The sequence below is a fragment of the Allobosea sp. NPDC055353 genome (assembly GCF_053644975.1).
Genome location: NZ_JBSHMC010000001.1, coordinates 2,156,211 through 2,183,172, shown reverse-complemented (window position 1 = coordinate 2,183,172; position 26,962 = coordinate 2,156,211). Strand labels below are relative to the sequence as shown.

Genomic DNA, 26,962 nt, shown 5'->3' with positions numbered 1-26,962 from the left:
GTCTCAGCCGCGCGGCGCGAAGGCCTTGAGCGTCGCGGCGGCCAGCGCCGACTTCAGGATGGCGCCGAGGATGAAGGGCGTAGCGCCGAGCGCGATCGCCTTGGACAGGCCGATCAGGGTGCCGAGCCAGGCGACGCCGATCACCAGGCAGAGCGCGTTGCCGGCCAGCATCGCCGCGAAGGCGAGGCCGATGCGGCTGCCGTTCCAGCCGCGCTGCGCCAGCCAGCCGGTCAGGGCGGCGGCGAAGGGGAAGGCCAGCAGGTAGCCGCCGGTCGGGCCGGCGAAATAGGCCGCGCCGCCGACGGCGCCGGCGAAGACGGGCAGGCCCATGGCGCCCTGCGCCAGCCAGGCGATGACGGTGACCGCGCCGAGGCGCCAGCCATAGAGCGCGCCGATCAGCGTCACTGCAAAGGTCTGCATCGTCATCGGCACCGGGTACATCGGCACCTTGATCTGCGAGGACAGCGCCAGCAGCAGGCTGCCGACGATCACGGCGCCGGCCTGCCAGGTGAGCGAGCGGCTTTCCAGCCGCAGCGGGCTGAACGGGCGGCTGAGGGCGAGATCGGTCATGGTCACTCCTTGGTCGCGATCAAGATTATCTATAATTTTGATCTTTGATCTATGAGGAAGTCCATATCTTGGCGGAAAAGGCAAGCGCGCCCTTTGTGCGAAATCGCCCACGCCGGGGACGGACAAAGCTCAGCCGACGATGGCAGCATCATTTCTGCGAGTGCGACCCTTGTCATTCCGGGGCTTCGCGCAGCGAAGAACCCGGAACCCACGACCGGGCGAGCGGTGTGCAAACGAGTATCTGATGTCTCACCCGGTCGTGGGTTCCGGGTTCGCGCCTGTGGCGCGCCCCGGAATGACAAGGGTCTCGCGCGCCTAGCGCCCACACCTACCCGACGATCGCAAAAGCCCCGCGCGTCGCGCCGGAAGCCGTGCGGACCGGGCGCTCGCCGATCCACTGGGCATGCCGCGCCAGCGTCGCGATCGCGGTTTCGAGGTCGCCATTGCGCAGGGCGTTGAGGATGGCGCGGTGGTCATGGTCGGTGCGGGCCTCCCATTCCGAGCGCCAGGCCGAGAACAGGAAACGCGCGCTCGCCGCGTGGAGGTCGTCGATCGTCGCGAGCAGGCGCTTCATGCCGCAAGGTGCGACCAGCGTGCGGTGAAAGCGGCGATTCGCCTCCTCCCAGGCCCGCACATCGGTGGCGGCGTCGCAATCGCGCCGTGCCTGCTCGGCCTTGTCGAGGATGGCGGCGGTGAGATGCGGCGCGGCATGGCGCAAGGCCAGCACCTCCAGCGCGGCCCGCATGGCCGCGACCTCCTTGACCTCCGACAGGTCGAAGGAGGCGACGCGGACGCCGCGACGCGGCTCGCTGATCGCCAGCCCCTGCGCCTCCAGCCGGCGGAAGGCTTCGCGAACCGGGACATGGCTGGTCTCGAATTCCTCGGCGATATGGTCCTGTCTGAGGCGGGAGCCGGGCTCGATCGTTCCGGCGATGATCCGCTCGGCCAGGGCCCTGGCGATGCGGACGGCGATGGTGTCTTCGGCAGGCTTCGTCATGATTTATAGATAATTCGAGCGTGCCGTGGAGTCGATTGCGATCGGTGCAATGATCCCCACATGAGAGCCTCGCCGATCCTGACGCCTTCTGTCAGGAAGACGGCAGCAGCCGGGACGGCTGCGTGCTATTCATGCCGGGCAGATCGCCGCGAGGCTGGAAAGGCCCGGCATTTGCCCTACATCTAGCGCTTCACCGCAACGGACGCCCCGATGGCCCGCAAGACCGAATCCGCCGCTGCCCAGGCCGCTGCGCTGGAAGACATGTTCGACCGCAACCGTGCGGCCGACCCGAACAGCCGCGTCATCACCGTGCGCGGCGCGCGCGAGCACAATCTCAAGAATGTCGATCTCGCGATTCCCCGCGACAAGCTCGTGGTCTTCACCGGCCTCTCGGGCTCCGGCAAATCCTCCCTCGCCTTCGACACGATCTATGCCGAGGGCCAGCGCCGCTATGTCGAGAGCCTCTCGGCCTATGCCCGCCAGTTCCTCGAGATGATGCAGAAGCCCGATGTCGACCAGATCGACGGGCTCTCGCCGGCGATCTCGATCGAGCAGAAGACGACCTCGAAGAACCCGCGCTCGACGGTCGGCACCGTCACCGAGATCCACGACTATATGCGCCTGCTCTGGGCGCGCGCCGGCATTCCCTATTCGCCCGCGACCGGCCTGCCGATCGAGAGCCAGACCGTGCAGCAGATGGTCGACCGCATGGTCGAGCTGCCGGAGAAGACGCGCGGCTATCTGCTCGCACCGGTGGTGCGCGGCCGCAAGGGCGAGTTCAGGAAGGAGATGGCCGATTGGCTGAAGCGCGGCTTCCAGCGCGTCAAGGTCAATGGCGAGTTCTACGAAATCCCGGACGCCCCTGCCCTCGACAAGAAGTTCAAGCACGACATCGACGTGGTCGTGGACCGCATCGTGATCCGGCCCGATCTCGGTGCGCGCCTCGCGGATTCGCTGGAGCAGGCGCTGGAGCTGACCGACGGCATCGCCGTCTTCGAATATGCCGACGAGAAGGAGGAGAACGGCGAGGCGAAGCGCGTCACCTTCTCCTCGAAATTCGCCTGCCCGGTTTCCGGCTTCACTATCCCTGAGATCGAGCCCCGGCTGTTCTCGTTCAACAACCCGTTCGGCGCCTGCCCCACCTGCGACGGTCTCGGCCACGAGATGCGGATCGATCCGGACATGATCGTGCCGGACCATTCACTGACGCTGAAGAAGGGCGCCATCGCGCCCTGGGCCAAGTCGACCTCGCCCTATTACGGCCAGACGCTGGAATCGCTCGCGAAGCATTTCGGCTTCTCGATGACAAAACCCTGGTCGGAGCTGCCGGAGAGCGCGCAGAAGGCGATCCTGTTCGGCACGGGCACGGAAGCCGTGCGCATGGCCTATAATGACGGCCTGCGCAGCTACGAGGTGAAGAAGCCCTTCGAGGGCGTGATCACCAATATGGAGCGGCGCTGGAAGGAGACGGAGTCGGATTGGGCGCGTGAGGAGATCGGCCGCTTCATGTCCGAGACGCCCTGCGCCGCCTGCAACGGCTATCGCCTGAAGCCCGAGGCGCTGGCGGTGAAGATCGACATGCGCCATATCGGCGAGGTCTCGAGGCTTTCGGTCAAGGATGCGCTGGACTGGGTCACCACCCTGCCCGCGCGCCTGTCGAAGAAGCAGAACGAGATCGCCCCGCGCATACTCAAGGAAATCCGCGACCGGCTGACCTTCCTGCTCGATGTCGGGCTGGAATACCTGACGCTCGCCCGCGCCTCCGGTACGCTGTCGGGCGGCGAGAGCCAGCGCATCCGGCTCGCCTCGCAGATCGGCTCAGGGCTGACCGGCGTGCTCTATGTTCTGGACGAGCCCTCGATCGGCCTGCACCAGCGCGACAACGAGCGCCTGCTCGGGACGCTGCGCCGGCTAAGGGACCTCGGCAACACCGTGATCGTGGTCGAGCATGACGAGGACGCGATCCTGACGGCGGACTATGTCGTCGATGTTGGCCCCGGCGCCGGCATCCATGGCGGCGAGATCGTCGCCAAGGGCACGCCGCAGGACATTCTCGACGATCCCAATTCGCTCACCGGCAAATACCTCACCGGCGAGATGTCGGTCGCGGTGCCGGCCAAGCGCCGCAAGGCCACGAGCGGCCGCAGCCTCAAGATCGTCGGCGCGCGCGGCAACAACCTGCGCAATGTCGATGTCGAGATTCCGCTGGGGATGTTCACCTGCATCACCGGCGTCTCCGGCGGCGGCAAGTCGACGCTGGTGATCGACACGCTCTACAAGGCGGTGGCGCGCAAGCTGAACGGCTCGATCGACCATCCGGCCCCGCATGACCGCATCGAGGGCATCGAGCATCTCGACAAGGTCATCGACATCGACCAGTCGCCGATCGGCCGCACGCCGCGCTCGAACCCGGCGACCTATACCGGCGCCTTCACGCCGATCCGCGAATGGTTCGCCGGCCTGCCGGAGGCGAAGGCGCGCGGCTATCAGGCCGGGCGCTTCTCGTTCAACGTCAAGGGCGGCCGCTGCGAGGCCTGCCAGGGCGACGGCCTGCTCAAGATCGAGATGCACTTCCTGCCGGATGTCTACGTCACCTGCGACGTCTGCAAGGGCAAGCGCTACGACCGCGAAACGCTCGAAGTGAAGTATCGCGACAAGTCGATCGCCGACGTGCTCGACATGTCGGTCGAGGAGGCCAAGGGCCTGTTCAAGGCGGTGCCCTCGATCCGCGACAAGATGGAGACGCTGGCGCGCGTCGGCCTCGACTATGTCAAGGTCGGCCAGCAGGCGACGACGCTCTCGGGCGGCGAGGCGCAGCGCGTCAAGCTCTCCAAGGAACTGTCGAAGCGCGCCACCGGCCGCACGCTCTACATCCTCGACGAGCCGACCACCGGCCTGCATTTCCACGACGTCGCCAAGCTCATGGAGGTGCTGCACGAGCTGGTCGACCAGGGCAATTCGGTGGTGGTGATCGAGCACAATCTCGAGGTGGTGAAGACCGCCGACTGGGTGATCGACATGGGCCCCGAAGGCGGCGACGGCGGCGGCCAGGTGGTGGCCGAGGGCACGCCGGAGGACATCGTCCGCATCGGCAAGGGCCACACCGCGCGCTTCCTCAAGGAGGTGCTCGACCGCCGGCCGATCAAGAAGGGCAAGGTGCAGCGGCAGGCGGCGGAGTGAGGCCAACAAGGGAGGCCCGATGATTGCGTCCATGCTAGTGACGGGCTGAATGACAGAACGTCGCTCTAGAAGTACGGCGAATCAGAGAAGTCCCTGTCTGTATCGAGGGTGAGTATCTCTGCCTTAATGCCGCTTCCTTCAAGAATTTTTGAGAAACGGGCGAACTTCGCTTTCAAGCTATCGCTATCTGCCTCCATCACAGCAATCATCGCAATATCTGGCCTGAGCTTAAGCATTGTTTGAGCAAGCCCTTCCGGGTCAAGAAATTGGCGATCCGACTGCTTCACCTCGCACATGCGCACTATACCATTTTCAATTATCGTAAGATCGACATCCGTATTGGGCCTATTCTCAAGCGCCGCGTCGTCGTTAAAGAAAATATTCAACGGGCCGTCGAACCAAAACGATGTGGAGTTGCTCTGCTGAAATTTATCAAGAACCCAAAAAAGCGGCCCAATCCCATGCCTTTGGAGCGCTTCTCTGAGAAAGCCGTTGAGGCGGAACTGCCATGCTCTATCCACCGGAGCTGGCTCTTCACTGTGGCACACCTCGCAAGTAATCTGAGTTTTCAGATCAGCGATGGCCGTCCATGAGCGATGAAGGCATTGGCGGCAGGTATGTTCATAGCCTTGATGTAGAACGCCAAGAGAGCATAAATCCTGCACAAATGACTTTAAATATGATGCATATCCATCGCGCTCCTCCGCTTGTTCTTTTTCGCTTTGAATCTCCTTAATCGGCAAATTGTTTCGGCTGATAAAGGCATCAACGACTTCATCAAAAGCTAATTTAATCTTATCCCATCGCAGTGATCGTACTGTGCTTCGTACTGCATCAGCTTCTTGCAGTACCATATTAGCAAGCGTTGCTAACTTGTCGCCCTCTGTCGGATCGAACGCCTTGATGCCAATTCGTTTTTTTAATTGAATCTCAACGCGGCGTTGCCGCTCCTCAGTTCTCTGATCAGTCGCCCCAAGCTCCTTTAGCTGCTTCCGCCAGAATGCATGGAGCAAGAATGCCCTTGCTGTCTTGAGGTCCCCAAAAAGCTGATAGACGCCCCAAAAGTAACGACCAGCAGGGGAGCGTTCAACTCGCGCGCAGATCCTTTCAGGTGGCGCGCCGTCCTCTCCAAATCTTTCAAACGAAGGCCACGCCCGCCCCACCCTGAGAGCATGCAGGATCGCGTAATGGTCAGACGGCAGATGGATCGTAGGAGTTTGACATCCGATTGCAGCAAACAACGCGAGGTGACCGTTAATAGATGCGCGCGGATATATAATCGGGCTATTATGGTCAGACAGGCCATAGGCTCCTAAGAAGGCGCCAGTGACTCTGAGGCGCCGCGGCAGTCTCCACGTGTGCCGGCGATTTGAGAATCGAGAGTGATCTATAGAGCGGTCAATATCCACATCGAGCGCCCAAAGACCTAGGTCGGCATTGGCAATTGATGGGGGAACATGTCGAACGTGCTCTGGAGCGGGCGCACCTAGTGCAATGACGTCGCCGCTAAAGCTTTGTTCTTGCCATGCGTTGGTTGGTCGAAAGGCGCTTCCGGAGCTTGCAAGCCGAACCTGAGCCAGCTCCTTATCTTTCGGCCTCACATTCCTTATGTCACTTATATGCTCATGATCGTAGGCTATCCAGCCGCTCCCGTTCATCATCAATTGCGCAAGTTTGTCTAACTCGCTTTCTCTGAGGCTCACGGATCGTAGCGTAGCCTTATGTGGTCCTTGCCCGCCGCCCCCAATGTAATTTCTTTGATTCATGAACTCGCGAAGATGCGTCACAAACGCAGTGTCTTCGAACTTCTCGCGTGGGATCATTAGGTCTACATCATCCCAATCACGGCCAATTGGCATAAGAGATCGAGCATTCCAATAGAGAATGCGGTCTGAAACGGTATTACCTACGACGATATTGAAGCTATTTCCCCAACGACCCATGTAGAAATCCAACCTCTGGGACATCAGCGCTGAAATTCTAGAAAGGCTTTTGATGCGGTGATTTCGGGTCATCTGGTAAAGTAGAGAAACTTCGTCGGGCACTGTTTTTTCAGGCGAAGAGAAATACTGCTCTCTAGGCTGAAACTCGTTGTCTGGCACGGCTGCCAGGAGAGAGCCAAACTCTGAAAGGGGGCCTCGCAGTGCGTTACGAAGCTGAGAGGATACCAAACCGAAGCTGTCGCTTATGAATCTGTCATCCCACCATCCTCCCATGCCCGTAGCGAGCGTTACACCTCGCGAACCGTCCATGAAGCTTGCAGCTCCAGCTAACGGCATGAGGCTTTTCACCTGTAGCGGCGGCATAGCAGGTTCTGGTGTTAGCCGAGGGCGAGAATTACCTTTCGAGATACTATGACGCTGCAAAACCGACGGATAGAAAGCTTCATGAAATCTGAATTGATCAGGTTTCGACAAGTCGACATAAGAGTAAATCAAGTCCGCATCAAATGCTCTGAGCCAAGGCATGAATTCAGGCACCGGCTTATTTTCGATGCACGGCACGATAAGTGAAAACCGCCCCGACCATATAGAAAAGCAGTATTGAAACACCTCGTCGAGAATAGAATGTGAATCTTCGCTAATGTCGATCAGAAAAGCGATGCGGATCGGTCGCGGCCTCACGGAGACGTTGATTCTATCGGTGTTCACTTTGCCTCGCAGTATGCCGGAGCCCGATTCCCTAGAACCTACTGCTTGTTCTCGTTGCAGAACAGCTAAGGCATCAGGCTGCTCATACCGCCGACTTTTGGACGCCACGCGAACATATTGCACTCAACCCAGCGAAGGGCCGGCGTCGTAGCTCCGTCTCCCAACTTATCCTCGCCCCACCTCACCCGCCCTATCCTGCCCTCGCCCATCACCCAAACGGGGCGGCCGTCCGGAGGTATGCTGGAGGTTGGGTGAGGGTCGGCGCCTGCGGGCGGGGGTTACGCCCTGCTCCCGGGAGGCTTCGGGAACCGCCCTGGGGACACTACGGTCCCTGTGCGAGGAGCTCGCTGGGAACGGCCGGCCGTTGATGATGGGTACGGCGACGACGCGACGCTCCCGTAAGGGACACTGGCGTCGAAACCCGCCCATCCTGAACCGCCCGGCCCGATAAGCGCGGCCCGGAGCCCAAAATCGCCGGAGGCGGAGCGCCACGGGGCGTGCGACGGGTGGCTCAATCCCGCCGCGCCGCAGCCTGGCTCAACGGTTGCGGATTCCCTTCGCGCCTCGCGGCGCTCCGCCAGCCCTGTCTAGCCACCCCTGCGACCCCGCCGCGCATCCGCGCGGGCGGATGATCCTGCGTGCCTGACCCCAGGGAGACCCGCTATGCCGAAACGCCGGAACACCCAAGCCGCTATCCCGCCGATCACCGATTTCGAGAGCTGCCAGAGGGCGCGGTCCGCCCTGTTTCGCCGGCTGACCGACCAGCTCGAAATCTTCCGCGTCTGCCCGAACAGAGTCTGCAAGCGGAGGCGCGCCTGCCAGGATGCGCGTGGCGCCTGCTTCCACGCCGTCTTGCGGGCCATGCCGGACGAGACCCGCAGGTCGTTCGCCTACACGATGCAGAACCGCGCCAACGGGCTCGACCCCGACGAGGCGATCGCGCAGGCCGAGGCGCGCATCGCCGCGGAGAGCGCGCGGGATGGGGCGTGAAGGCCACCGCGTTTCCATGAAAACGCGGGTCATCCCGAACGGAGCGAAGCGGAGATCCGGGATCCATGCCGGAGCCTGCATCGGATGCGCTCAGGCATGGATCCCGGGTCAAGCCCGGGATGACCACCTGAGGAAGGTCAGCATCGGAGGCGTTGGAGCCTCCTCGTCATGAGATGCTCGGGTCAAGCCCGAGCATGACGCGCGCGGGGGCAGAGAAGCCGTCTGCGCCCCGCCCCTCAGAACCGGTCGATGATCGTCACGCCCGTGCCCTCGAAGCGGTCCATCGCCATCAGGGCGGGGATCGATTCGGCGAGGTCGATGCGGCGGCCGACGAGCTGCTGCGGGGTGAGCTTGCCGGCGCTGATCATGTCGAGCATCGCGCCATAGCGATGCGCCTGCATGCCGTGGCTGCCGAGGATTTCCAGCTCGTGGGCGATGACCTGCGCCATCGGGATCGGCGGCGTCGCCTGCTCCGCCAATAGCAGCCCGACCTGGATATGCTTGCCGCGCTTGCGCAGGTTCGCCACCGAATTGAAGCAGGTCTGGGGGTGGCCGAGCGCATCGAGCGAGACATGCGCTCCGCCACCGGTCGCGTCGCGCACGGCGGCGACGACATCGGGTTGCGTCTTCGCGTTGATCGTCACCGCGGCGCCGACCTCGCGGGCGAGGCGCAGCTTGTCATCGGAGATATCGACGGCGACGACATTGGCGCCGAGCGCATTGGCGATCATGATCGCGGAGAGGCCGACGCCGCCGCAGCCGTGAACGGCGACCCATTGCCCGCCCGTGACCTTGCCCTGGTCGACCACGGCGCGGAACGAGGTCACGAAGCGGCAGCCGAGGCTGGCGGCCGTGGCGAAATCGATCTCCTCGGGCAGGCGCACGAGGTTGAAATCGGCCCGGTCGATGCGGACGTACTCGGCGAACGAGCCCCAATGGGTGAAGCCGGGCTGGAACTGGTCGTCGCAGACCTGCTGGTTGCCGGAATGGCATTGCGGGCAGGAGCCGCAGCCCGAGACGAAGGGCACGGTGACGCGGTCGCCCTCGCGGAAGCGCACGACGCTGCGGCCGACCGCGGCGATCACGCCGGCCAGCTCATGGCCCGGCACATGCGGCAGGCGGATATCGGGATCGTGGCCGACCCAGCCATGCCAGTCGCTGCGGCAGAGGCCCGTCGCCTCGACCTTGATGATGACGCTGTGCGGCTCCGGGGTCGGGTCCGGCAGGATGCGCAGTTCGGGGGCCTGCCCGAAGGCTTCGTAGACGACGGCTTTCATGGGGCGGGCCTCCTTGGTCGAGGCCCGTGTCATGCGGCAGCGCTGCGGGAAGCGTCAACCGCGGAGGCCTGCGGCGGTGAGACGCCCTTAAGATTCCGCGCCTATGGTGCGTTCGCGCTCGGCTCGCCGCATCGGCGGGCTTTCCGAAGACGGCCGCGAAACATTCATGAGCGACAGCGTCCACGGCTCGACGATCAGCGACACGACCCGATCCGAGCCCGGCCTGCTCGGCGCCATCCTGTCCGGCTGCGGGCTGTTCATCCTGATGCTGTCGCTGCAACCCTTTGCCGGCGTGCCGGAGCAGACGGCGCCGGGCGAATCGACCGGCAATATCGTCAACCAGGTCGGCTGGTTCGGGCTCGGGCTCGTCTTTCTCGCGGCGATGCTGGGATTGGCGCAGCGCGACGTGCTGGCGCGGCTCGGCTTCGGCCGCTGGGCCGTCGTCTTCGGCGTTGCCGCGCTCTCGATCGCGCAATCGCTCGATCCGACGGCTTCGTGGCGCGGGTTGCTGCTCACCGCGATCGTGATGATCGTCGTCGCCGGCGTTCTGGTCCTGCCGCGCGACGAGCGCAGTTTCGCCGTGGCGGCGGTCAATGCCTGCCTCGTCTTGCTGCTGCTGGTCTACGCGATGCTCGTTCTGGCGCCGCATCTGGTCGTCCACGGTTCGGAGGGTGCGGAAGGCGTCCATGCCGGCGACTGGCGCGGGCATCTCTCGCACAAGAACTTCGCCGCGCCGGTCTTCTCGATCGTAGCGATGATCGGGATCTATGGCTGGCGCTGCGGGTTGCGCTGGCGCGGCGCGCTCGTTGTCGCGCTCGGCCTGCTCTTCGTGCTCAACAGCGGCTCGAAGACGACGATGGGCTTCCTGCCTCTCGCCATCGGCGTGGTCACGCTGGCGCGCATCACCGGGCGGCCCGGGCTCGCGGTTATGGTACACGTCATGCTGGTCGCGCTGATCGCGGCGCTGACCGTCGGCTCGGTGATCTCGCCTGCGCTCAACGCCATGCTCAAGGCGGTGATCTCGGACCCGACCTTCACCGGCCGCGACGAGATCTGGAAATTCGCCCTGCAGCGTATCGCCGAGAAGCCGTGGTTCGGCTACGGCTATGCCAGCTTCTGGCAGACGCCGGCCGTCACCGGCTTCGAGGAGAATTACGAGGCGAGCTGGGATGTCCGCGGCATCGGCTCGGGCCATAACAGCTATCTCGACGCCGCGCTGACCTTGGGCGTTCCCGGCGCGGTGCTGGCGATCTGGCTGCTGATGGGCCGGCCGCTTGTCGACTACATGCGTAGCTGGCGAATTCCGGGGAACCGCAATCTCGCCGACCTCTTCGCCATGATCCTGATCTTCATGACCTATGTCGGCATGCTCGAGACCTTCCCGCTCAACCGCGCCGATCCGCTCTGGGTGCTGTTCGCCATGGCGGTGATGGGGCTTGGCCTCGCCGCACGGATGCGGGCGAAAGCGTCCTGACGGCGGCGGCTCACTCCGCCAGGGCCAGCGCGGGGGCCTTGCGATTGCGCCACTGCTTCTGGCCGAGCACGTAGGGCTTCACCTTGAGGAAAGGCTTCTCGATCCAGAGCCAGGACACCAGCGCGAAGGCGATGACGATCGGCGCCGAGATGGCGAAGAGCAGCGGCCCGTTGCCATGGACGAAATCGGTCTGGCTGACGATCGCCTGCTGGATCGGGAAACCGTAGAGATAGATGCCGTAGGAGACGTCGAGCTTCTTGATCCGCGCCGGCAGGTGCAGCGGCAGCAGGCCGAGATAGACCACGCAATAGGTCAGGAAAGGCGGCACGAAGAAGGCGTATTCGCGCGGCGCGGCCATCAGGGCGACCGAGGCCAGGAGCGCGGCGACGAAGAGCAGCCAGTGCATCTTCACATGCTCGCGCCACTGGAAATACAGGCAGCCGACCAGGAAATAGAAGACCACGACGGTCCAGTGATAGTTACCCTCGGTGACGCCGAAGCCGACCTTGAACGCGGCAATAGTGGCGCCGAGGATGACCGCCAGCGTCAGCGCGGCGAAGGCGAGCCGGCGGTGCAGGATGCCGACCGCGATCATGATCGCCATCAGGATATAGCAGTAGAATTCCGGCTTCAGCGTCCAGAGGTTCTGGTTGACCACGCCGGCGACGGGATTGCTCTCGAACACGCCCGGCAGTTCGAAGCGGATGCGGCCGACGATATTGCCGAAATACTCCCAGAAACGGATATCGGCGACATAGTCGCGCAGCAGCCAGGTCGTCAGCAGCGGGCCGAGCACCAGCGCCGACAGCGTGATCTCAACGAAAAGTGCCGGCATGATGCGGATGGCGCGCAACGTGATGAAAGGCCGCACCGCGTCGGTCCGCAGGGCGCTGCCGGTGACGAGGAAGCCGCTCAGCGCGAAAAAGGCCGGCACCAGGCTCATCAGGAAGATGCCGTGCAGCCCTTCCCAGTCGCGGCTCGTATCGGCGCCCGCGACCCAGCCGGAATGCACTGCGAGGATGGTCAGCGACAGGATCAGGCGCATCGCGTTGAAGCCGGGGCCTTCACCGCCGTTCCGGTTCAGGATATCGGCAGCGCTCGGAAGGGAACGGTAGAGCCGGATCATGCTTCACCTGGATGCGGGACTGCATCGTACGCGGGCGACGATATGGACCGGCGGCCGCATCGCTTTCAACACATGCCGGCAGTTAGGATTAACCCGAGACTGACCGGATATTCGAAAGGGCCAGCGCAAGCGGCCCAGCTTCAGGCGAGCGAGACATCTATGAGCGCAACTCCGATTTCCCTGGGCCTCATCGGCGCCGGCATCATGGGCGAGCGCATGCTGCGCGCCGCGCTCGACCAGCCGGCGAGCGCGCTTCGCGTCTCCGGCATCTGGGACCCCTCGGCCGAGGCGATGGAGCGGATCGGCGCTGCATTGCCGGCGGTGCCGCAGCAGCCGGATGCAGCTGCCCTGATCGCTGCAAGCGACTGCGTTTATATCGCTTCCCCGCCCTCCTCCCATCTCGGTCATGCGCGTGCGGCGCTCGCTGCCGGCAAGGCGGTGTTCTGCGAGAAGCCGCTGGCGGTCGATGTCAACGATGCGCGGGCTTTCGTCACTGAGGCCGGCGCGCGCGGCGCGGTGAACTTTCCCTTTGCCTCCTCGCCGGCCGTCGCTCGTTTGCGGGAATGGATCGATTCCGGAGCGGTGGGCACGCCGCAGCGCGTCTCGATCGAGGTCGCCTTCGCGAGCTGGCCGCGCTCCTGGCAGGTCGACGCGGCCGGCTGGCTCGACCGCACGGCGCAGGGCGGTTTCACCCGCGAGGTCGTCTCGCATTTCCTGTTCCTGACCCGCCGCATCGCTGGGCCCTTCGCCAACCTTTCCGCCAAGGCCGCCTATCCCGAGGCCGGCAAGAGCGAACGCCGGATCGACGCGACGCTGACCGCGGGCGCCCTGCCCGTCAGCCTCACCGGCAGCGTCGGCACGACCACCAAGGACGACCATAACGTCTGGACGCTGGAAGGGGATAAGGGCGCTGTCCGGCTCTGCGACTGGTCGCGGGCCGAGCGGCGCCTTCCCGATGGAAGCTGGCAGCCAGATCCGGAGGCGCTCTCCCAGAACGAGGCGCGCCCGCTGGCGTTGCGTCGCCAGCTCGAAGGCGTGGCGAAGCTCACCCGCGGCGAGCCGCACCATCTCGCGACGCTGCGCGAAGCGTTCGATGTGCAGGACATCGTCGAGACCATCCTGAAAAGCGCCTGACGCGCGAGCCCGGTCGCTCTGGGGCCAGAACCACCCTTGTCATTCCGGGGCGCGCCGCAGGCGCGAACCCGGAACCCACGATGGGGTGAGACATTCGATGCCGCCTTGCAGGCCGCTCGCCCGGTCGTGGGTTCCGGGTTCTTCGCTACGCGAAGCCCCGGAATGACAAGAGTGACCTTGGAAACTGTCCGGCTGGCATAATTTTGCGGCAAATCGGCCCAAAAATGCTTCTTCAGGATAATTCTACTCTAGCGCATCGATAATTCGAAAAAACCGACTACCTGATGTGAATTGAGCTGAAACCCGCCTGTAGCGTAAAATCCCTGTTCGAAAGACCGAACGGGGATGGGCGTTATCGTGGCAGTTCTGAACGTCATCGATCGACAGGGCCGGAGCCATGAACTCGAAGCCGTGGAAGGCTGGCGGGTCATGGAAATCCTGCGCGACTACAAGGTCGGCATCGAGGGCGTCTGCGGCGGTTCCTGCGATTGCGGCACCTGCCATGTCATCGTCGCGCAGGAATGGGCCGGGAAGCTGCCCGAGCCGCGCGACGAGGAAATCGACGCGCTCGACGAACTGCCATTGATCGAGGCGACCTCGCGCCTCTCCTGCCAGATCATCTGGGCTGACGATCTCGACGGGCTGACGCTGACGCTCGCGGAGGCCGCGTGATGGCCGCCCCAGCGAAGCGCGTTCCCTTGCCGGCGATCCTCCTCGCCAACGACCTGCTCGATGGCGATGTCGTCTTTGCCTTTGCGGGCGATGCTGGGCCCTTGGCCTGGACCCGCGATCCGGCGCTCGCGCTGGTCGCTGCCGATGATACGGCGGCCGAACGGCTCGAAGCCTTCGCCGCTGCCGAACTGCGCGGCAACAAGGTCGTCGACGCCTATCTCGTCGATGTCGCCATCGAGAGCGGCAGCCCAGTGCCGCGCCATTTCCGCGAGCGCTTCAAGACGCTCGGCCCCAGCAATCGTCCCGATCTCGGCAAGCAGGCCGGTGAAGGCATCGCCTCTGCGCCGAAGGGCTGATTTCATGTATCGTTACGACGAATTCGACGAGCGTTTCGTCCGGGAGCGGGTGGCGCAGTTCACCGACCAGGTGGCGCGCCGGCTAGACGGCTCTCTGACCGAGGACGAGTTCAAGCCGCTCCGGCTCAAGAACGGCGTCTATCTCCAGCTCCACGCCTATATGCTGCGCATCGCTGTGCCCTATGGCACGCTGAACTCGCGGCAGCTGCGCCAGCTTGCGCTGATCGGCGAGCGCTATGACCGCGGCTACGGCCATTTCACCACGCGCCAGAACCTGCAGTTCAACTGGCCGAAGCTGCGCGACGTGCCTGCGATCCTCGGCCTGCTCGCCGATGTCGAGATGCATTGCATCCAGACCTCCGGCAACTGCATCCGCAATGTCACGGCCGATCATTTCGCCGGCGTCGCGCAGGACGAAATCGAGGATCCGCGCCCGACCGCCGAGCTGATCCGGCAATGGTCCTCGGCCCATCCCGAATTCAGCTACCTGCCGCGCAAGTTCAAGATCGCGGTCACCGGCGCCGAAGCCGACCGCGCCGTGATCAAGGCCCACGATATCGGCCTGCGCCTGCGCCGCCATCCCGACACGCACGAGACCTGCTACGAGATCAGCGTCGGCGGCGGGCTCGGCCGCACACCGATGATCGGCAAGGTCGTGCGCGACTACCTGCCCAAGAAGGACCTGCTCGCCTATCTCGAGGCGATCATGCGGGTCTATAATCTCGAGGGTCGGCGCGACAACAAGTACAAGGCGCGCGTCAAGATTCTCGTCCACGAGATCGGCGCCGAGGAATTCACCCGCCGGGTCGAGGCCGAATTCGCTCAGCTCGATGGCCCCTCGATCAATGCCGATCCGGAAGAGGTCGCGCGCATCGCCGCCTATTTCGCGCCACCGCGCTACGACGTGCTGCCGGTCGTCAGCAACACATTGGAAGCGGCGAAGGCTGCGAACCCCGCCTTCGCCCGCTGGGTCGAGGTCAACACCACACCGCACAAGGCGCCGGGCTATACGGCACTGACGATCTCGCTGAAGCCGGTGGGCCAGGCGCCGGGCGACGCGACCAGCGAGCAGATGCGCCGCGTCGCCGATCTCGCCGAACGCTATTCGTTCGACGAATTGCGCGTCACCCATGCGCAAAACCTCGTGTTGCCGCATGTCCGCCAGCGTGATCTCTACGCGATCTGGCAACAGCTCGGCGAGGCGGGCTTGGCCACCGCCAATGTCGGGCTCGTCACCGACATCATCTCCTGCCCCGGCCTCGATTATTGCGCGCTGGCGACGGCCCGCTCGATCCCGATCGCGCAGGCGATCCAGAATCGCTTCGCCGACGAGGCGCGCCAGCGCGAGATCGGGCCGCTCGGCATCAAGATCTCTGGCTGCATCAATGCCTGCGGCCACCACCATGTCGGCCATATCGGCATTCTCGGCCTCGAGAAGCGCGGCATCGAATCCTACCAGATCACGCTCGGCGGCGATGCCACCGAGAATGCCGCCATCGGCGAGATTCTCGGGCCGGGCCTCGCAGCCGAGGAGGTGCCGGACGCGATCGAGCGGATCGTTTCCGTCTATCTCGCCGCGCGCAGCGAGGGCGAGAGCTTCATCGACAATGTCCGCCGCATCGGGCTCAGCCCCTTCAAGGCCGCTTTCCAGGAGACCGCCCGTGCCGCTGCTTGACCGGAACGGAAGTGCCGAGGACCGCTGGACCCGCAGCGAAGGCGCGGCGATCGGCAATATCCCGGCGGCGATCGTGCCTTGGGAGGTTCTCGCCGCGGCGCTCGACGCGCAGGAGCCCGAGCAGGTGATCGGCGTGCTGATCCCCAATAACGTTCCCTTCTCCGCGCTCGAACCCTTCCTCCCGCGGCTGGCGCTCGTTGCCATCGCCTTCCCCGCCTATGGCGACGGGCGCGGCTTCAGCCTCGCTCGCCAGATCCGGCGCGCCGGCTTCGCGGGCGAGATCCGCGCCAGCGGCCCGCTGATCGCCGACCAGTTCGCCTATGCGCTGTCCTGCGGCTTCGACACCATCGAATTGCCCGAGGCGAGTGCCGCCCGCCAGCCGGTGCCGCAATGGCTGCAGGCCCGGGACACGTTCAGCGCCACCTACCAGCGTGGCTATGGCGAAAGCGGCCGCAACGTCCTCGACCGGCGCCGGGCGGCGAGAGCCGCGGCGCCCATCGCAGCGGAGTGAGGCATGACGATCTCGACCGCGACAGATGGCTCGACCGAATCGCCCCGCATGGCCGGGGGCATCGATGAGGACGGCTCCGATGTCGCGTTCGAAATGCTGCTGCCGCTCCAGCCTGCCGGCCAGGCACGCCGGCGCTGGTTCGATCTTTGCTTTCGCCTTATCATCCTGACACTGGCCGCGCTGTGGCTGCTGACGCCACCGGCGGGCAACGAGCGCAGTGCGGCAGACGCAAAGGCCGTGGCGACCACCCGATGACCGACAGACAGCCCGAATCCACCGCGGCCCGCATCGAGCCGCTGGCGACGCTGCCGCTCTTCCACAAGCTGGACGGGCGCAGGGTCGTGCTCGCCGGCGGGACCGAGGGCGCCCTGTGGAAGGCCGAGTTGCTGGCGGCGACGGGAGCGGAGCTTCATGTCTTCGCCGATGGCGAGGAGGCGCTGTTCGCCGGCTTGGTGCGGAGCGAGATTGGCGGACGTGTCCATGTGCATGGCCGCGCCTGGCAGGCCGACGATCTCACCGATGCAGCCATCGCCGTCGCCGATCTCGACGATGCCGATGCGATCCGCGCTTTCGTCGCGGCGGCGCGGCAGGCCGGCGTGCCGGTCAATATCGTCGACAAGCCCGAGCATTGCGATTTCGCCTTCGGCGCGCTGGTCAACCGTTCGCCCCTGATCATCGCGGTCTCGACCGATGGCGCGGCGCCCGTCTTCGGACAGGCGATCCGCACCAAGATCGAGGCGCTGCTGCCGGCCGGCCTGAAGAACTGGGCGCAAGCAGCGGCCGACTGGCGCCCTTCGGTACAAGCCCGCGAATTGCCCTTCGCGCTGCGACGCAGCTTCTGGGAACTCTTCGCCGGCAAGGCGATGGCCGAGCCGGAGCGCGTTCCGAACCTCGATGACGAGGCCGAGCTTTTCGCGAAGCTCTCCAAAATCGAAGCTACTCACGACGGCAAGGGCCGCGTCACCCTGGTCGGCGCTGGTCCGGGCGATCCGGAATTGCTGACGCTGAAAGCGATCCGCGCGCTGCAGAGCGCCGACATCATCCTCTATGACGACCTCGTCTCGCCGGGCGTGCTCGAACTGGCGCGGCGCGAGGCCAAGCGCATGCTGGTCGGCAAAACCGGCTATGGCCCCTCGGTGAAGCAGGGCGACATCAACGCGCTGATCGTTTCGCTCGCTGGTCAAGGCAAGCATGTCGTGCGCCTTAAGGGCGGCGACCCCGGCATTTTCGGCCGCGCCGGGGAAGAGATCGAAGCCTGCCAGGCGGCTGGCGTACCCGTAGCGATCGTGCCCGGCATCTCGGCGGCGCAGGGTGCTGCCGCCTCGCTCGGCCTGTCGCTGACCCATCGCGACCATGCAAGGCGCCTGCAATTCGTCACCGGCCATTCGCGCAAGGGCGAATTGCCCGATGATCTCGACTGGCGCGCCATGGCGGACCCCGCCGCCTCGACCGTGATCTACATGGCCCGGGCCACCCTGCCCGGCTTCCGCGAGCGCGCCATCGCCGCCGGGCTCGATCCGCAGACGCCGGCCGTCGCCGTGCTCGCCGCGACGCGGCCGGACGAGAAACGCGTCGCCGCGACCATCGCAGACCTGCCGGAACGGCTCGGCGAATTGCCGGCGAGCGGCCCCGTTCTCGTCCTGCTCGGCCATGCCTTCGGTCCGGCCCTTGCCGCCGCGAATCCGGCGGAAGACCGTCGTCGCGCCTGACCATGGCCCGGCATCGTCGCCGGGTGGAACGCGATCGCCGGAGATGCGTTTTCTCCTCCGGTGCCGCAATTTGGAAGGCGCTCATTGCGCCGGGTCATTGAGGCAAAACCGATAATTCAGTACGTTTCGTTTGTTATTCAGAACGGATCGAGACTTCACCAAGCCTCGCCGTGAACCAACGGAGCCCTGACATGACGCGACCTGCTTATAGCCGCCTCCTCCGGGCCGGACTGGTACTGGGAGCCTTCAGCCTCTGCTTCGGCGTCGTCGCCGGAGCGCGCGCCCAGACCGAGCTCCTCAACGTTTCCTACGATCCCACCCGCGAGCTCTACCGCGAGATCAACGCGGCCTTCCTCGCCGAGTGGAACGCGAAGCATCCCGACAAGAAGATCTCGACGATCCGCCAGTCGCATGGCGGCTCGGGCGCGCAGGCCCGCACCGTGATCGACGGGCTCAATGCCGATGTGGTGACGCTGGCCCTGGCCGGCGATATCGACGCCGTGGCCGAGCGCTCGAAGAAGCTGCCGCTCGACTGGCAGAAGCGGCTGCCGCACAATTCCTCGCCCTATACCTCGACGATCGTCTTCCTCGTCCGCAAGGGCAATCCCAAGGCGATCAAGGATTGGGGCGACCTGGTGAAGCCGGGCGTGCAGATCATCACGCCGAACCCGAAGACCTCGGGCGGGGCGCGCTGGAACTACCTCGCCGCCTGGGCCTATGCCGAGAAGGCCTTCAACAAGGACGACGCGAAGATCCGCGATTATATCGGCAAGCTCCTCGCCAATGTCCCGGTGCTCGACACCGGCGCGCGCGGCGCGACCACGACCTTCACCCAGCGCGGCATCGGCGACGTCTTCCTGTCCTGGGAAAACGAGGCCTTCCTCGCCCTGAAGGAATTCGGCGCCGACAAGTTCGACATCGTGGTGCCGAGCCTGTCGATCCTGGCCGAGCCGCCGGTCGCGCTGGTCGACGGCAATGTCGATGTCAAGAAGACCCGCGAGCAGGCACAGGCCTATCTCGAGTTCCTCTACACCCCGAAGGCGCAGGCGATCATCGCCCGGAACTTCTATCGCCCGCGCAATCCCGAGGCTGCCGACAGCAAGGATGTCGCCAATTTCCCGAAGGTCGAACTGGTGACGATCGACGACGTCTTCGGCGGCTGGAAGAAGGCGCAGCCGACCCATTTCGGTGACGGCGGCACCTTCGATCAGCTCTACAAGCCGGCTCGCTGAGGGTCTGTCCATGACGGCGGCGACGACGACCTTCCGCTGGCGCGAGCCGAGCATCCTGCCCGGTTTCGGACTGGCGCTCGGCATCACCGTGACGGCGTTGTCGCTGATCGTGCTGATCCCGCTGGCAGCGCTGTTCCTGAAGGCAGCCAGCGCCGGCCCGGCCGATATCTGGGCGGTGGCGACCTCACCACGGACGCTCGCGGCGCTGAAGCTCTCCTTCACCGCCGCCCTGTTCGCCGCCCTCGTCAACGCCGTGTTCGGGCTGATCCTGGCCTGGGTGCTGGTGCGCTACGAATTTCCGGGCCGGCGCCTGATCGATGCGGCGGTCGACCTGCCCTTCGCCCTGCCGACGGCGGTCGCCGGCATCTCGCTGGCGGCGATCTATGCGCCGAACGGCTGGGTCGGCTCCTTGCTGGCGCCGCTCGCCTTCAAGCTGACCATCCCCTTCACCGATCTCTCCTTCGGCTTCGACGGCAAGGTCGCCTATACGCCGCTCGGCGTGATGGTGGCGCTGATCTTCATCGGCTTGCCCTTCGTCGTGCGCACCGTGCAGCCCGTGCTGGAGGAATTGCAGAGCGATGTCGAGGAGGCCGCGGCGCTGCTCGGCGCCAGCCGCTTCCGCACGATCTTCCGGGTGATCCTGCCGCAGGTCCTGCCGGCTCTCATGACCGGCTTCGTGCTCGCCTTCGCGCGGGCCGTCGGCGAATACGGCTCGGTGATCTTCATCGCCGGCAATGTCCCGATGATCTCCGAGATCGCGCCGCTGCTGATCGTGATCCGGCTGGAGCAGTTCGACTATGCCGGCGCCGCCGTGGTCGCGACGATGATGCTGCTGATCTCGTTTGCGCTGATCCTCGCCGGCAACCTGATCCAGGCCCGCGCCCGCCGGAGGTTCGGCGATGTCTGACGCGACCCTGCCTGCCGCCCCGGCCACACCGCCTCGCAGCGCCAGCCGGGCGCGCGGCGAAAGCCCCCTCGTGCAGGTCGTTCTGATCGCGATTTCCCTCGCCTTCCTGCTGCTCTTCCTGCTGCTGCCGCTGATCACCGTCTTCGTCGAGGCCGCTGCCAAGGGCTGGGAGGCCTATCGCGCCGCGATCACCGAGCCTGATGCACTGGCGGCAATCCGGCTGACATTGCTGGTCGCTGCGATCGCCGTGCCGTTCAATGTCATCGTCGGCATTGCCGCCGCCTGGGCGATCGCCAAGTTCGAATTCCGCGGCAAGGACCTGCTGATCAGCCTGATCGACCTGCCCTTCTCGGTCTCGCCGGTGATCTCGGGCCTCGTCTTCGTGCTGCTCTTCGGCGCGCAGGGCTATTTCGGCCCCTGGCTCCAGGCCAACGACCTGAAGATCGTCTTCGCCCTGCCCGGGCTGATCCTCGCCACGGTCTTCGTGACCTTCCCCTTCGTGGCACGCGAGCTGATCCCGCATATGCAGTCGCTCGGCTCGGCCGACGAGGAAGCCGCGCTGACGCTCGGCGCCTCGCCCTGGCGGGTCTTCTTCGCGGTGACGCTACCGAACGTGAAATGGAGCCTGTTCTACGGCGTCCTGCTCTGCAACGCCCGCGCGATGGGCGAATTCGGCGCGGTTGCGGTCGTATCGGGCAAGATCCGCGGCCTGACCAACACCATGCCGCTGCATATCGAGATTCTCTACAACGAGTACATGGGCGCGGCAGCCTTCGCGGTAGCCTCGCTGCTGGCGGGGCTGGCGCTGGTCACCCTCGTGCTGAAGACCCTGCTGGAATGGCGCTACGGCGATGCGATCGCCGCCAGCCGCCGTCATTGACCCACAGACGAAGGATCTCTCGCCATGTCGGTCGCCGTCACCATCGAGACCATTGAAAAGCGCTTCGAGAACTTCCCGGCGCTGCGCGGCGTCTCGCTCGATATCCAGCCGGGGGAACTGGTCGCGCTGCTCGGCCCGTCCGGCTCGGGCAAGACCACGCTGCTGCGCCTGATCGCCGGGCTGGAGGAGGCTGATCGCGGCCGGGTTCTGTTCGGCGAGACCGATACGCGTGAGCTCTCCCTGCGCGACCGCCGCATCGGCTTCGTCTTCCAGCAATATGCGCTGTTCAAGACGATGAACGTCGCCGAGAATATCGGTTTCGGGCTGAAGTCCCGGCCGCGCCGCGAACGCCCGAGCAGTGACGAAATCCGCAAGCGCGTCAACGATTTGCTCGAACTCGTTCAGTTGCCGGGACTGGAGAAGCGCTATCCGAGCCAGCTCTCCGGCGGTCAGCGCCAGCGCGTCGCGCTCGCCCGAGCGCTTGCCATCGAGCCGCGTGTCCTGCTGCTCGACGAACCCTTCGGGGCGCTCGACGCCAAGGTCCGCAAGGACCTGCGCGCCTGGCTTCGGGAGTTACATGGACGCACCGGCCATACCACCGTCTTCGTGACCCACGATCAGGAGGAGGCGCTGGAACTGGCCGACCGCGTCGCCATTCTCAACGAGGGCCGCATCGAGCAGGTCGGCTCGGCCGACGATGTCTACGATCACCCGGCCACGCCCTTCATCTGCGAGTTCCTGGGCGAGGTGAACAAGCTGCCGGTCAAGGTCGTCGGCAGCCAGGCCTTCTTCGGCGACCGGCCGGTGCTGGGCGGATTGTCGCAGAACCAGGGCGGCCAGGCCTCGCTCTATGTCCGGCCGCAGCATCTGCGCATCGTCGACGAGACGCCGCTGGCGCTGCCCGGCACGGTCGAGCACCTGCGCCGCAACGGCCCGATCCGCCGGGCGGAGGTCGCCGTCGAGGGGCTGAAGAAGCGGCTGGAGGTCGATCTCGCCAGCCAGGTCGCCCCGGCGATCGGCGAGCGGATCAGGCTCCGCATCACCCATGGCAACCTGTTCGCCGCGGCGTGAGGAAATACGCCGTCATGCTCGGGCTTGACCCGAGCATCTCAGGACAGAGGGTCCTTTCCTGCAAGAGATTCTCGGGCCTGTGCTTCGCTCCGCCCGAGAATGACGCATTGCATGCGGCAGCGTCATGAAGCCGCCCTCGCCTGAATCGGCGGGTCAGGTTATGCCTGTGGCACAGCGGATCACGCCGACAGGAGATCGCGATGAAAGCACGCGCGAAATGGGTTGATGGCATGGCCTTCATGGGCGAGTCCGGCAGCGGGCACGCCATGATCATGGACGGCGCGCCTGAATATGGCGGGCGCAATCTCGGCATCCGGCCGATGGAGATGCTGCTGATCGGGCTTGCCGGCTGCACGGCTTTCGATGTCGTCGGGATGATCAAGAAGGGCCGGGAGGACATCACCGGCTGCGAGGTCGATGTCGAGGCCGAGCGCGCCACGACCGACCCGAAGGTCTTCACCAAGATCCACCTCGCCTACCGCATCACCGGCAAGGGCCTTTCCCAGGCCAAGGCGGAGCGCGCCGTCACATTGTCGAAGGAAAAATACTGTTCGGCTTCGATCATGCTCGGGGCGACCGCCGAGATGAGCTACAGCCTCGAAGTGATCGACGAATTGCACAAGGAGGCTGCTGAATGAGCCGGACTGAAGTCGCAGGATTGATCACGCCGAATGTGCTGGCAGCGCGACTCGGCGACGAGAATCTCGTCATCATCGATATCCGCACCGCGGCCGACGGCGCGAAGGAGGCCTTCGAGGCCGGGCACATCCCGGGCTCCGTGCATTCCGACTACGCCGCCGATGGCTGGCGGGCGAAGATCGGCAATGCGCCGGGCATGTTGCCGCCGCTCGCCCATCTCGCTGCGCTCGCAGGGCGTCTCGGCATCAAGCCGCAGGACGATGTCGTGATCGTGCCGGCCGGCACCGCGGCGACCGATTTCGCCGCGGCGGCCCGGGTCTACTGGACGCTGAAATTCATCGGCCACGGCCAGCAGGCGATCCTCGACGGCGGCTTCAAGGCCTGGACGGCCGATCCGAAACGTCCGGTCGCGACCGGCGCCTCCGCGCCGAAGAGCGCTGCTCCCTATCCGGTCGTGGCGCAGCAGGGCCTGCGCAGCACGGCGGATTCCACCCTCGTTGCGGCGCGCAGCAAACAGGCGAGCCTCGTCGATGCTCGCGGGCCGAGCTATTTCGAAGGTCGCGAGAAATCGGCCGAGGCCGCGCGCGCCGGCCATATCCCCGGCGCGATCCAGCGCGACTATGCAGGCGCCTTCGAGAGCGGCAAGCTCAAGGCGCAAGGCGAGCTGGAACAGCTCTTCGCAGCCGTGCCGCAGGGGCCGGTGATCTCCTACTGCAATACCGGCCATTCCGCCGCGGCGAACTGGTTCGTGCTGTCGGAGGTGCTGGGCCGCGACGAGGTCGCGCTCTACGACGGCTCGATGACCGACTGGACGCAGGATCCCGAGCGCCCGGTCGCGACCGGCAAGGCGGCGTGAACCGCATCGTCATTGCGAGCTTAGCGAAGCAATCAGGGGCGGCCGCGCTCAACGCCCCCCTGGATTGCTTCGTCGCTTTGCTCCTCGCAATGACGTTTGAATTGCAAATCAGGTTGAAAAGGTTCAAAGGAGGCGCCGATCGCGTGCCCTGATGCGCGGCGCTTCCTGACATTCTGAACCGAGCCATCAGCCGATGAACGCCGTCGCGCCGAAAATCTCCTTCGTTTCGCTGGGCTGCCCAAAGGCGCTCGTCGATTCCGAGCGGATCATCACCTCGCTGCGCTCAGAGGGCTACGAGCTCTCCAAGAGCCATTCCGGTGCCGATCTCGTCATCGTCAACACCTGCGGCTTCCTCGACAGCGCCAAGGCGGAGTCGCTGGAGGCGATCGGCTCGGCCATGGCCGAGAACGGCAAGGTCATCGTCACCGGCTGCATGGGCGCCGAGCCCGAGCAGATCCGCGACGTCTTCCCGAACGTGCTCGCGATCACCGGCCCGCAGGCCTATGAGAGCGTCGTCTCGGCCGTGCATCAGGCGGTGCCGCCGAAGCACGACCCCTTCGTCGATCTCGTGCCCGATCAGGGCATCAAGCTGACGCCGCGGCACTACGCCTATCTCAAGATTTCAGAGGGTTGCAACAATCGCTGCACCTTCTGCATCATCCCGAAGCTGCGCGGCGACCTGGTCTCGCGGCCGATCGGCGACGTGCTGCGCGAGGCCGAGAAGCTGGCCAAGGCCGGCGTCAAGGAATTGCTGGTGATCTCGCAGGACACCAGCGCCTACGGGCTGGACATCAAGTACGCGCCCTCGATGTTCAAGGATCGCGAGATCCGCACCCGCTTCTTCGAACTCGCCCGCGAACTCGGCCAGATGGGGATGTGGGTGCGCCTGCACTATGTCTATCCCTATCCGCATGTCGACGAGGTCATTCCGCTGATGCAGGAAGGGCTGGTGCTGCCCTATCTCGACATCCCCTTCCAGCACGCCTCGCCGAACGTCCTGAAAGCGATGAAGCGCCCTGCCCATCAGGACCGAACGCTCGACCGCATCCGCAAATGGCGCGACATCTGCCCGGACCTCGCCATCCGCTCGACCTTCATCGTCGGCTTCCCCGGCGAGACCGAGGAGGACATGGACGTTCTCGTCGACTGGCTGAAGGAAGCGAAGCTGGAGCGCGTCGGCGCGTTCAAATACGAGCCGGTGAAGGGCGCGCCCGCCAATGATCTTGGCCTCGCCCTCGTCCCGGAGGAGGTCAAGGAGGCCCGCTGGCATCGCTTCATGAAGGCGCAGGCGGAGATTTCCGCTCGCATCGTCAAGGGCCGCGTCGGCAAGCGCATTCAGGTCATCATCGACGAGGCCGGGCCGACCGTGGCCAAGGGCCGCTCGAAATGGGATGCCCCAGAGATCGATGGCAATGTCTACGTGGCGAGCCGCAGGCCGCTCAGGGCCGGCGATATCGTCACCGTGAAGATCGAGCGCGCTGACGCCTACGATCTTCACGGCGTAGCTGTCTGAGCAGCAGCCGGTCAGTTCGGGTATTCGCAGACCCGGCGGACGATCCGGCCGTTGCGGTCACGCGCGATCCTGAGTTCGCCGCCGCAGCCTTCCGCCGTCTGGACCGGAGGGGGCGCGTAACGGGGCGGCTCGTTGCAGGCGTGCGTGATGCAGTTCGCTCCGGCCGCCCGCGTCTTCGCCGCGCCGGGGACACGGACCCGCTCGTGGTCCTGCAGGCGGATGGCGATGACGGAGTTGTGGTCGCCGCCCTGCCCGCCCTGACCGCCGGAGCCGCCCCCACCGCTTCCGCCGCCATTGCCGCCACCGCCGCCCTGCTGGGCGAGAGCGACACCCGAAAGGGTCAGGGTCGCGAAGAGAAAGCCGACGATCTGAAACCTGCTGGTCATGACGTCACCTTGAATGGTTGTCAGCACCGCGTGCTGATACCGATTCGTCGCGGGGGCCCGCCTGCGGGTTCATCGCTCACGAAAAAAATGCGCCCGGTTGCCCGGGCGCATGCTTTTCCATTCGCATCATTCCCGGACTGGGTCAGGGAATCAGCACCGTCGAGCCCGTGGTACCGCGCGATTCCAGCAGGCGGTGGGCGTCGGCTGCATCCTTCAGCGGGAAGGTCGCGTTGACCGGCACCTTGACCTTGCCGCTCGTCACCGCCCCGAACAGGTTCTTCGCCATCGCGATCATGGTCTCGCGCTTGGCGGTGTGGGTGTTGAGCGTCGGGCGCGTGACATAGAGCGAGCCCTTGGCGGAGAGGATACCGAGATTGAAGGCATCGACCGCGCCGGAGGCGTTGCCGAAGCTCGCCAGCAGGCCGAATGGCTTCAGCGTGTCCAGCGACTTCATGAAGGTGTCCTTGCCGACGCCGTCATAGACCACGTCGCAGAGCGCCCCGCCGGTGATCTCCTTCACCCGCGCCGCAAAATCCTCCTCGCGATAGTTGATGACGTGATCGGCGCCGTGCGCCTTCGCCAGCTCCGCCTTCTCCTTCGAGCCGACGGTGCCGATCACGGTCGCGCCGAGCGCCTTGCCCCATTGGCAGAGGATCAGGCCGGTGGCGCCGGCCGCGGCATGGACCAGGATCGTGTCGCCCGGCTTCACCTTGTAGGTCCGGTGCAGCAGGTATTCGGCGGTCAGCCCCTTCAACATCATGCTGGCGGCGGCCTCGTAGGTAATACCTTCAGGCAGCGCCACGACGGAGGCCGCCGGCACGATGCGCTCCTCGGCATAGGCGCCGAGCGCCGCGACCACCGCGACGCGATCACCGGCCTTGAACTCGGTGACGTTCGGGCCGACGGCGAGGACGTCGCCGGCGCTCTCGTTGCCCAGCGTGAAGGGCAGTTGCGGCGCCGGATAGAGGCCCGAGCGAAAATAGGTGTCGATGAAGTTCAGGCCGATCGCCCGGTTCCGGATCAGGATTTCGCCGGGGCCGGGCTGCGGCAGGGTGACGTCCTCGAACTGCAGAACCTCGGGGCCGCCGGTCTTGTGGGCGCGAATGGCTTTGACCATGAAAGGCATCTCCTACGGATGGATGCCCCGACCATAGTT

The 26,962-nt window shown here is 65.1% G+C and carries 24 protein-coding genes; 17 read left to right on the top strand and 7 right to left on the bottom strand.

Going from position 1 to position 26,962, the window contains the following annotated elements; genetic code table 11:
• Nucleotides 1-3 precede the first annotated feature (3 nt).
• Both ACWIEX_RS10035 and ACWIEX_RS10030 read right to left on the bottom strand, forming a co-directional pair.
• Nucleotides 4-570: a biotin transporter BioY gene (locus tag ACWIEX_RS10035; protein WP_454032900.1), complete on the bottom strand. Its 567-nt coding sequence runs from the start codon at nt 568-570 to the stop codon at nt 4-6.
• A gap of 328 nt (nt 571-898) precedes the next feature.
• Nucleotides 899-1,567 (bottom strand): GntR family transcriptional regulator, encoded by a 669-nt coding sequence (locus tag ACWIEX_RS10030; RefSeq protein WP_454032899.1) that lies wholly within the window; start codon nt 1,565-1,567, stop codon nt 899-901.
• Nucleotides 1,568-1,777: 210 nt separating this feature from the next.
• Here ACWIEX_RS10030 and uvrA point away from each other — a divergent pair, with 210 nt between their 5' ends.
• Nucleotides 1,778-4,747: an excinuclease ABC subunit UvrA gene (uvrA, locus tag ACWIEX_RS10025; protein ID WP_454032898.1), complete on the top strand. Its 2,970-nt coding sequence runs from the start codon at nt 1,778-1,780 to the stop codon at nt 4,745-4,747.
• 65 nt (nt 4,748-4,812) lie between these two features.
• Here the strand turns inward: uvrA and ACWIEX_RS10020 are convergent, their stop codons facing one another.
• Complete coding sequence (locus ACWIEX_RS10020) at nt 4,813-7,398, bottom strand: hypothetical protein (RefSeq protein ID WP_454032897.1); 2,586 nt, start codon at nt 7,396-7,398, stop codon at nt 4,813-4,815.
• Between the two features lie 663 nt (nt 7,399-8,061).
• Between ACWIEX_RS10020 and ACWIEX_RS10015 the strand changes: the two genes are divergently transcribed.
• Nucleotides 8,062-8,388, top strand: a complete 327-nt coding sequence (locus ACWIEX_RS10015; protein WP_454032896.1) for a hypothetical protein — start codon at nt 8,062-8,064, stop codon at nt 8,386-8,388.
• 236 nt (nt 8,389-8,624) lie between these two features.
• Here ACWIEX_RS10015 and ACWIEX_RS10010 read toward each other — a convergent pair whose 3' ends face one another.
• On the bottom strand, nt 8,625-9,665 hold the full coding sequence (locus tag ACWIEX_RS10010; RefSeq protein WP_454032895.1) for a zinc-dependent alcohol dehydrogenase family protein: 1,041 nt from the start codon (nt 9,663-9,665) through the stop codon (nt 8,625-8,627).
• A gap of 166 nt (nt 9,666-9,831) precedes the next feature.
• Between ACWIEX_RS10010 and ACWIEX_RS10005 the strand changes: the two genes are divergently transcribed.
• Nucleotides 9,832-11,139 (top strand): O-antigen ligase family protein, encoded by a 1,308-nt coding sequence (locus ACWIEX_RS10005; protein ID WP_454032894.1) that lies wholly within the window; start codon nt 9,832-9,834, stop codon nt 11,137-11,139.
• Between the two features lie 10 nt (nt 11,140-11,149).
• On the opposite strand, the gene ACWIEX_RS10000 is transcribed toward ACWIEX_RS10005, so the two are convergent.
• Nucleotides 11,150-12,265, bottom strand: a complete 1,116-nt coding sequence (locus tag ACWIEX_RS10000) for an acyltransferase family protein (RefSeq protein ID WP_454032893.1) — start codon at nt 12,263-12,265, stop codon at nt 11,150-11,152.
• Between the two features lie 159 nt (nt 12,266-12,424).
• Here ACWIEX_RS10000 and ACWIEX_RS09995 point away from each other — a divergent pair, with 159 nt between their 5' ends.
• The 14 genes from ACWIEX_RS09995 (at nt 12,425) to rimO (ending at nt 25,420) form a co-directional block, all read left to right on the top strand.
• Nucleotides 12,425-13,399, top strand: coding sequence for a Gfo/Idh/MocA family protein (locus ACWIEX_RS09995; protein WP_454032892.1), 975 nt, complete (start codon nt 12,425-12,427; stop codon nt 13,397-13,399).
• Nucleotides 13,400-13,756: 357 nt separating this feature from the next.
• On the top strand, nt 13,757-14,071 hold the full coding sequence (locus ACWIEX_RS09990; RefSeq protein WP_257732935.1) for a 2Fe-2S iron-sulfur cluster-binding protein: 315 nt from the start codon (nt 13,757-13,759) through the stop codon (nt 14,069-14,071).
• A complete protein-coding gene (locus ACWIEX_RS09985; protein ID WP_454032891.1) occupies nt 14,071-14,427 on the top strand; it encodes a DUF2849 domain-containing protein in 357 nt (118 codons plus the stop codon). Before ACWIEX_RS09990 ends, ACWIEX_RS09985 begins: the two co-directional genes overlap by 1 nt.
• Before the next feature lie 4 nt (nt 14,428-14,431).
• The gene (locus tag ACWIEX_RS09980; protein ID WP_454032890.1) at nt 14,432-16,102 is read left to right on the top strand and encodes a nitrite/sulfite reductase; all 1,671 of its coding nucleotides are present in this window, start codon (nt 14,432-14,434) and stop codon (nt 16,100-16,102) included.
• On the top strand, nt 16,089-16,613 hold the full coding sequence (locus ACWIEX_RS09975) for a DUF934 domain-containing protein (RefSeq protein WP_454032889.1): 525 nt from the start codon (nt 16,089-16,091) through the stop codon (nt 16,611-16,613). Before ACWIEX_RS09980 ends, ACWIEX_RS09975 begins: the two co-directional genes overlap by 14 nt.
• 3 nt (nt 16,614-16,616) lie before the next feature.
• A complete protein-coding gene (locus ACWIEX_RS09970) occupies nt 16,617-16,868 on the top strand; it encodes a hypothetical protein (RefSeq protein ID WP_454032888.1) in 252 nt (83 codons plus the stop codon).
• Nucleotides 16,865-18,322 (top strand): siroheme synthase CysG, encoded by a 1,458-nt coding sequence (gene cysG / locus ACWIEX_RS09965; protein WP_454032887.1) that lies wholly within the window; start codon nt 16,865-16,867, stop codon nt 18,320-18,322. The genes ACWIEX_RS09970 and cysG overlap by 4 nt, the downstream gene beginning before the upstream one ends.
• A 191-nt stretch (nt 18,323-18,513) precedes the next feature.
• Entirely contained in the window at nt 18,514-19,554 is a 1,041-nt protein-coding gene (locus tag ACWIEX_RS09960) for a sulfate ABC transporter substrate-binding protein (RefSeq protein WP_454032886.1), read from the top strand.
• 10 nt (nt 19,555-19,564) lie between these two features.
• On the top strand, nt 19,565-20,461 hold the full coding sequence (gene cysT / locus ACWIEX_RS09955; RefSeq protein WP_061968009.1) for a sulfate ABC transporter permease subunit CysT: 897 nt from the start codon (nt 19,565-19,567) through the stop codon (nt 20,459-20,461).
• Nucleotides 20,454-21,341, top strand: a complete 888-nt coding sequence (gene cysW, locus ACWIEX_RS09950) for a sulfate ABC transporter permease subunit CysW (RefSeq protein ID WP_454032885.1) — start codon at nt 20,454-20,456, stop codon at nt 21,339-21,341. Before cysT ends, cysW begins: the two co-directional genes overlap by 8 nt.
• 24 nt (nt 21,342-21,365) lie before the next feature.
• On the top strand, nt 21,366-22,412 hold the full coding sequence (locus ACWIEX_RS09945; RefSeq protein ID WP_454032884.1) for a sulfate/molybdate ABC transporter ATP-binding protein: 1,047 nt from the start codon (nt 21,366-21,368) through the stop codon (nt 22,410-22,412).
• A gap of 200 nt (nt 22,413-22,612) precedes the next feature.
• Nucleotides 22,613-23,050: an OsmC family protein gene (locus tag ACWIEX_RS09940; protein WP_454032883.1), complete on the top strand. Its 438-nt coding sequence runs from the start codon at nt 22,613-22,615 to the stop codon at nt 23,048-23,050.
• Entirely contained in the window at nt 23,047-23,907 is an 861-nt protein-coding gene (locus ACWIEX_RS09935) for a sulfurtransferase (protein ID WP_454032882.1), read from the top strand. Before ACWIEX_RS09940 ends, ACWIEX_RS09935 begins: the two co-directional genes overlap by 4 nt.
• Nucleotides 23,908-24,100: 193 nt before the next feature.
• Complete coding sequence (rimO, locus tag ACWIEX_RS09930; protein ID WP_454032881.1) at nt 24,101-25,420, top strand: 30S ribosomal protein S12 methylthiotransferase RimO; 1,320 nt, start codon at nt 24,101-24,103, stop codon at nt 25,418-25,420.
• A gap of 11 nt (nt 25,421-25,431) precedes the next feature.
• On the opposite strand, the gene ACWIEX_RS09925 is transcribed toward rimO, so the two are convergent.
• Nucleotides 25,432-25,806, bottom strand: a complete 375-nt coding sequence (locus ACWIEX_RS09925) for a hypothetical protein (RefSeq protein ID WP_454032880.1) — start codon at nt 25,804-25,806, stop codon at nt 25,432-25,434.
• 142 nt (nt 25,807-25,948) lie between these two features.
• Nucleotides 25,949-26,923 carry a quinone oxidoreductase family protein gene (locus ACWIEX_RS09920; protein WP_454032879.1) on the bottom strand — a complete coding sequence of 325 codons (975 nt, stop codon included), beginning with the start codon at nt 26,921-26,923 and terminating at the stop codon, nt 25,949-25,951.
• Between the last annotated feature and the right edge of the window lie 39 nt (nt 26,924-26,962).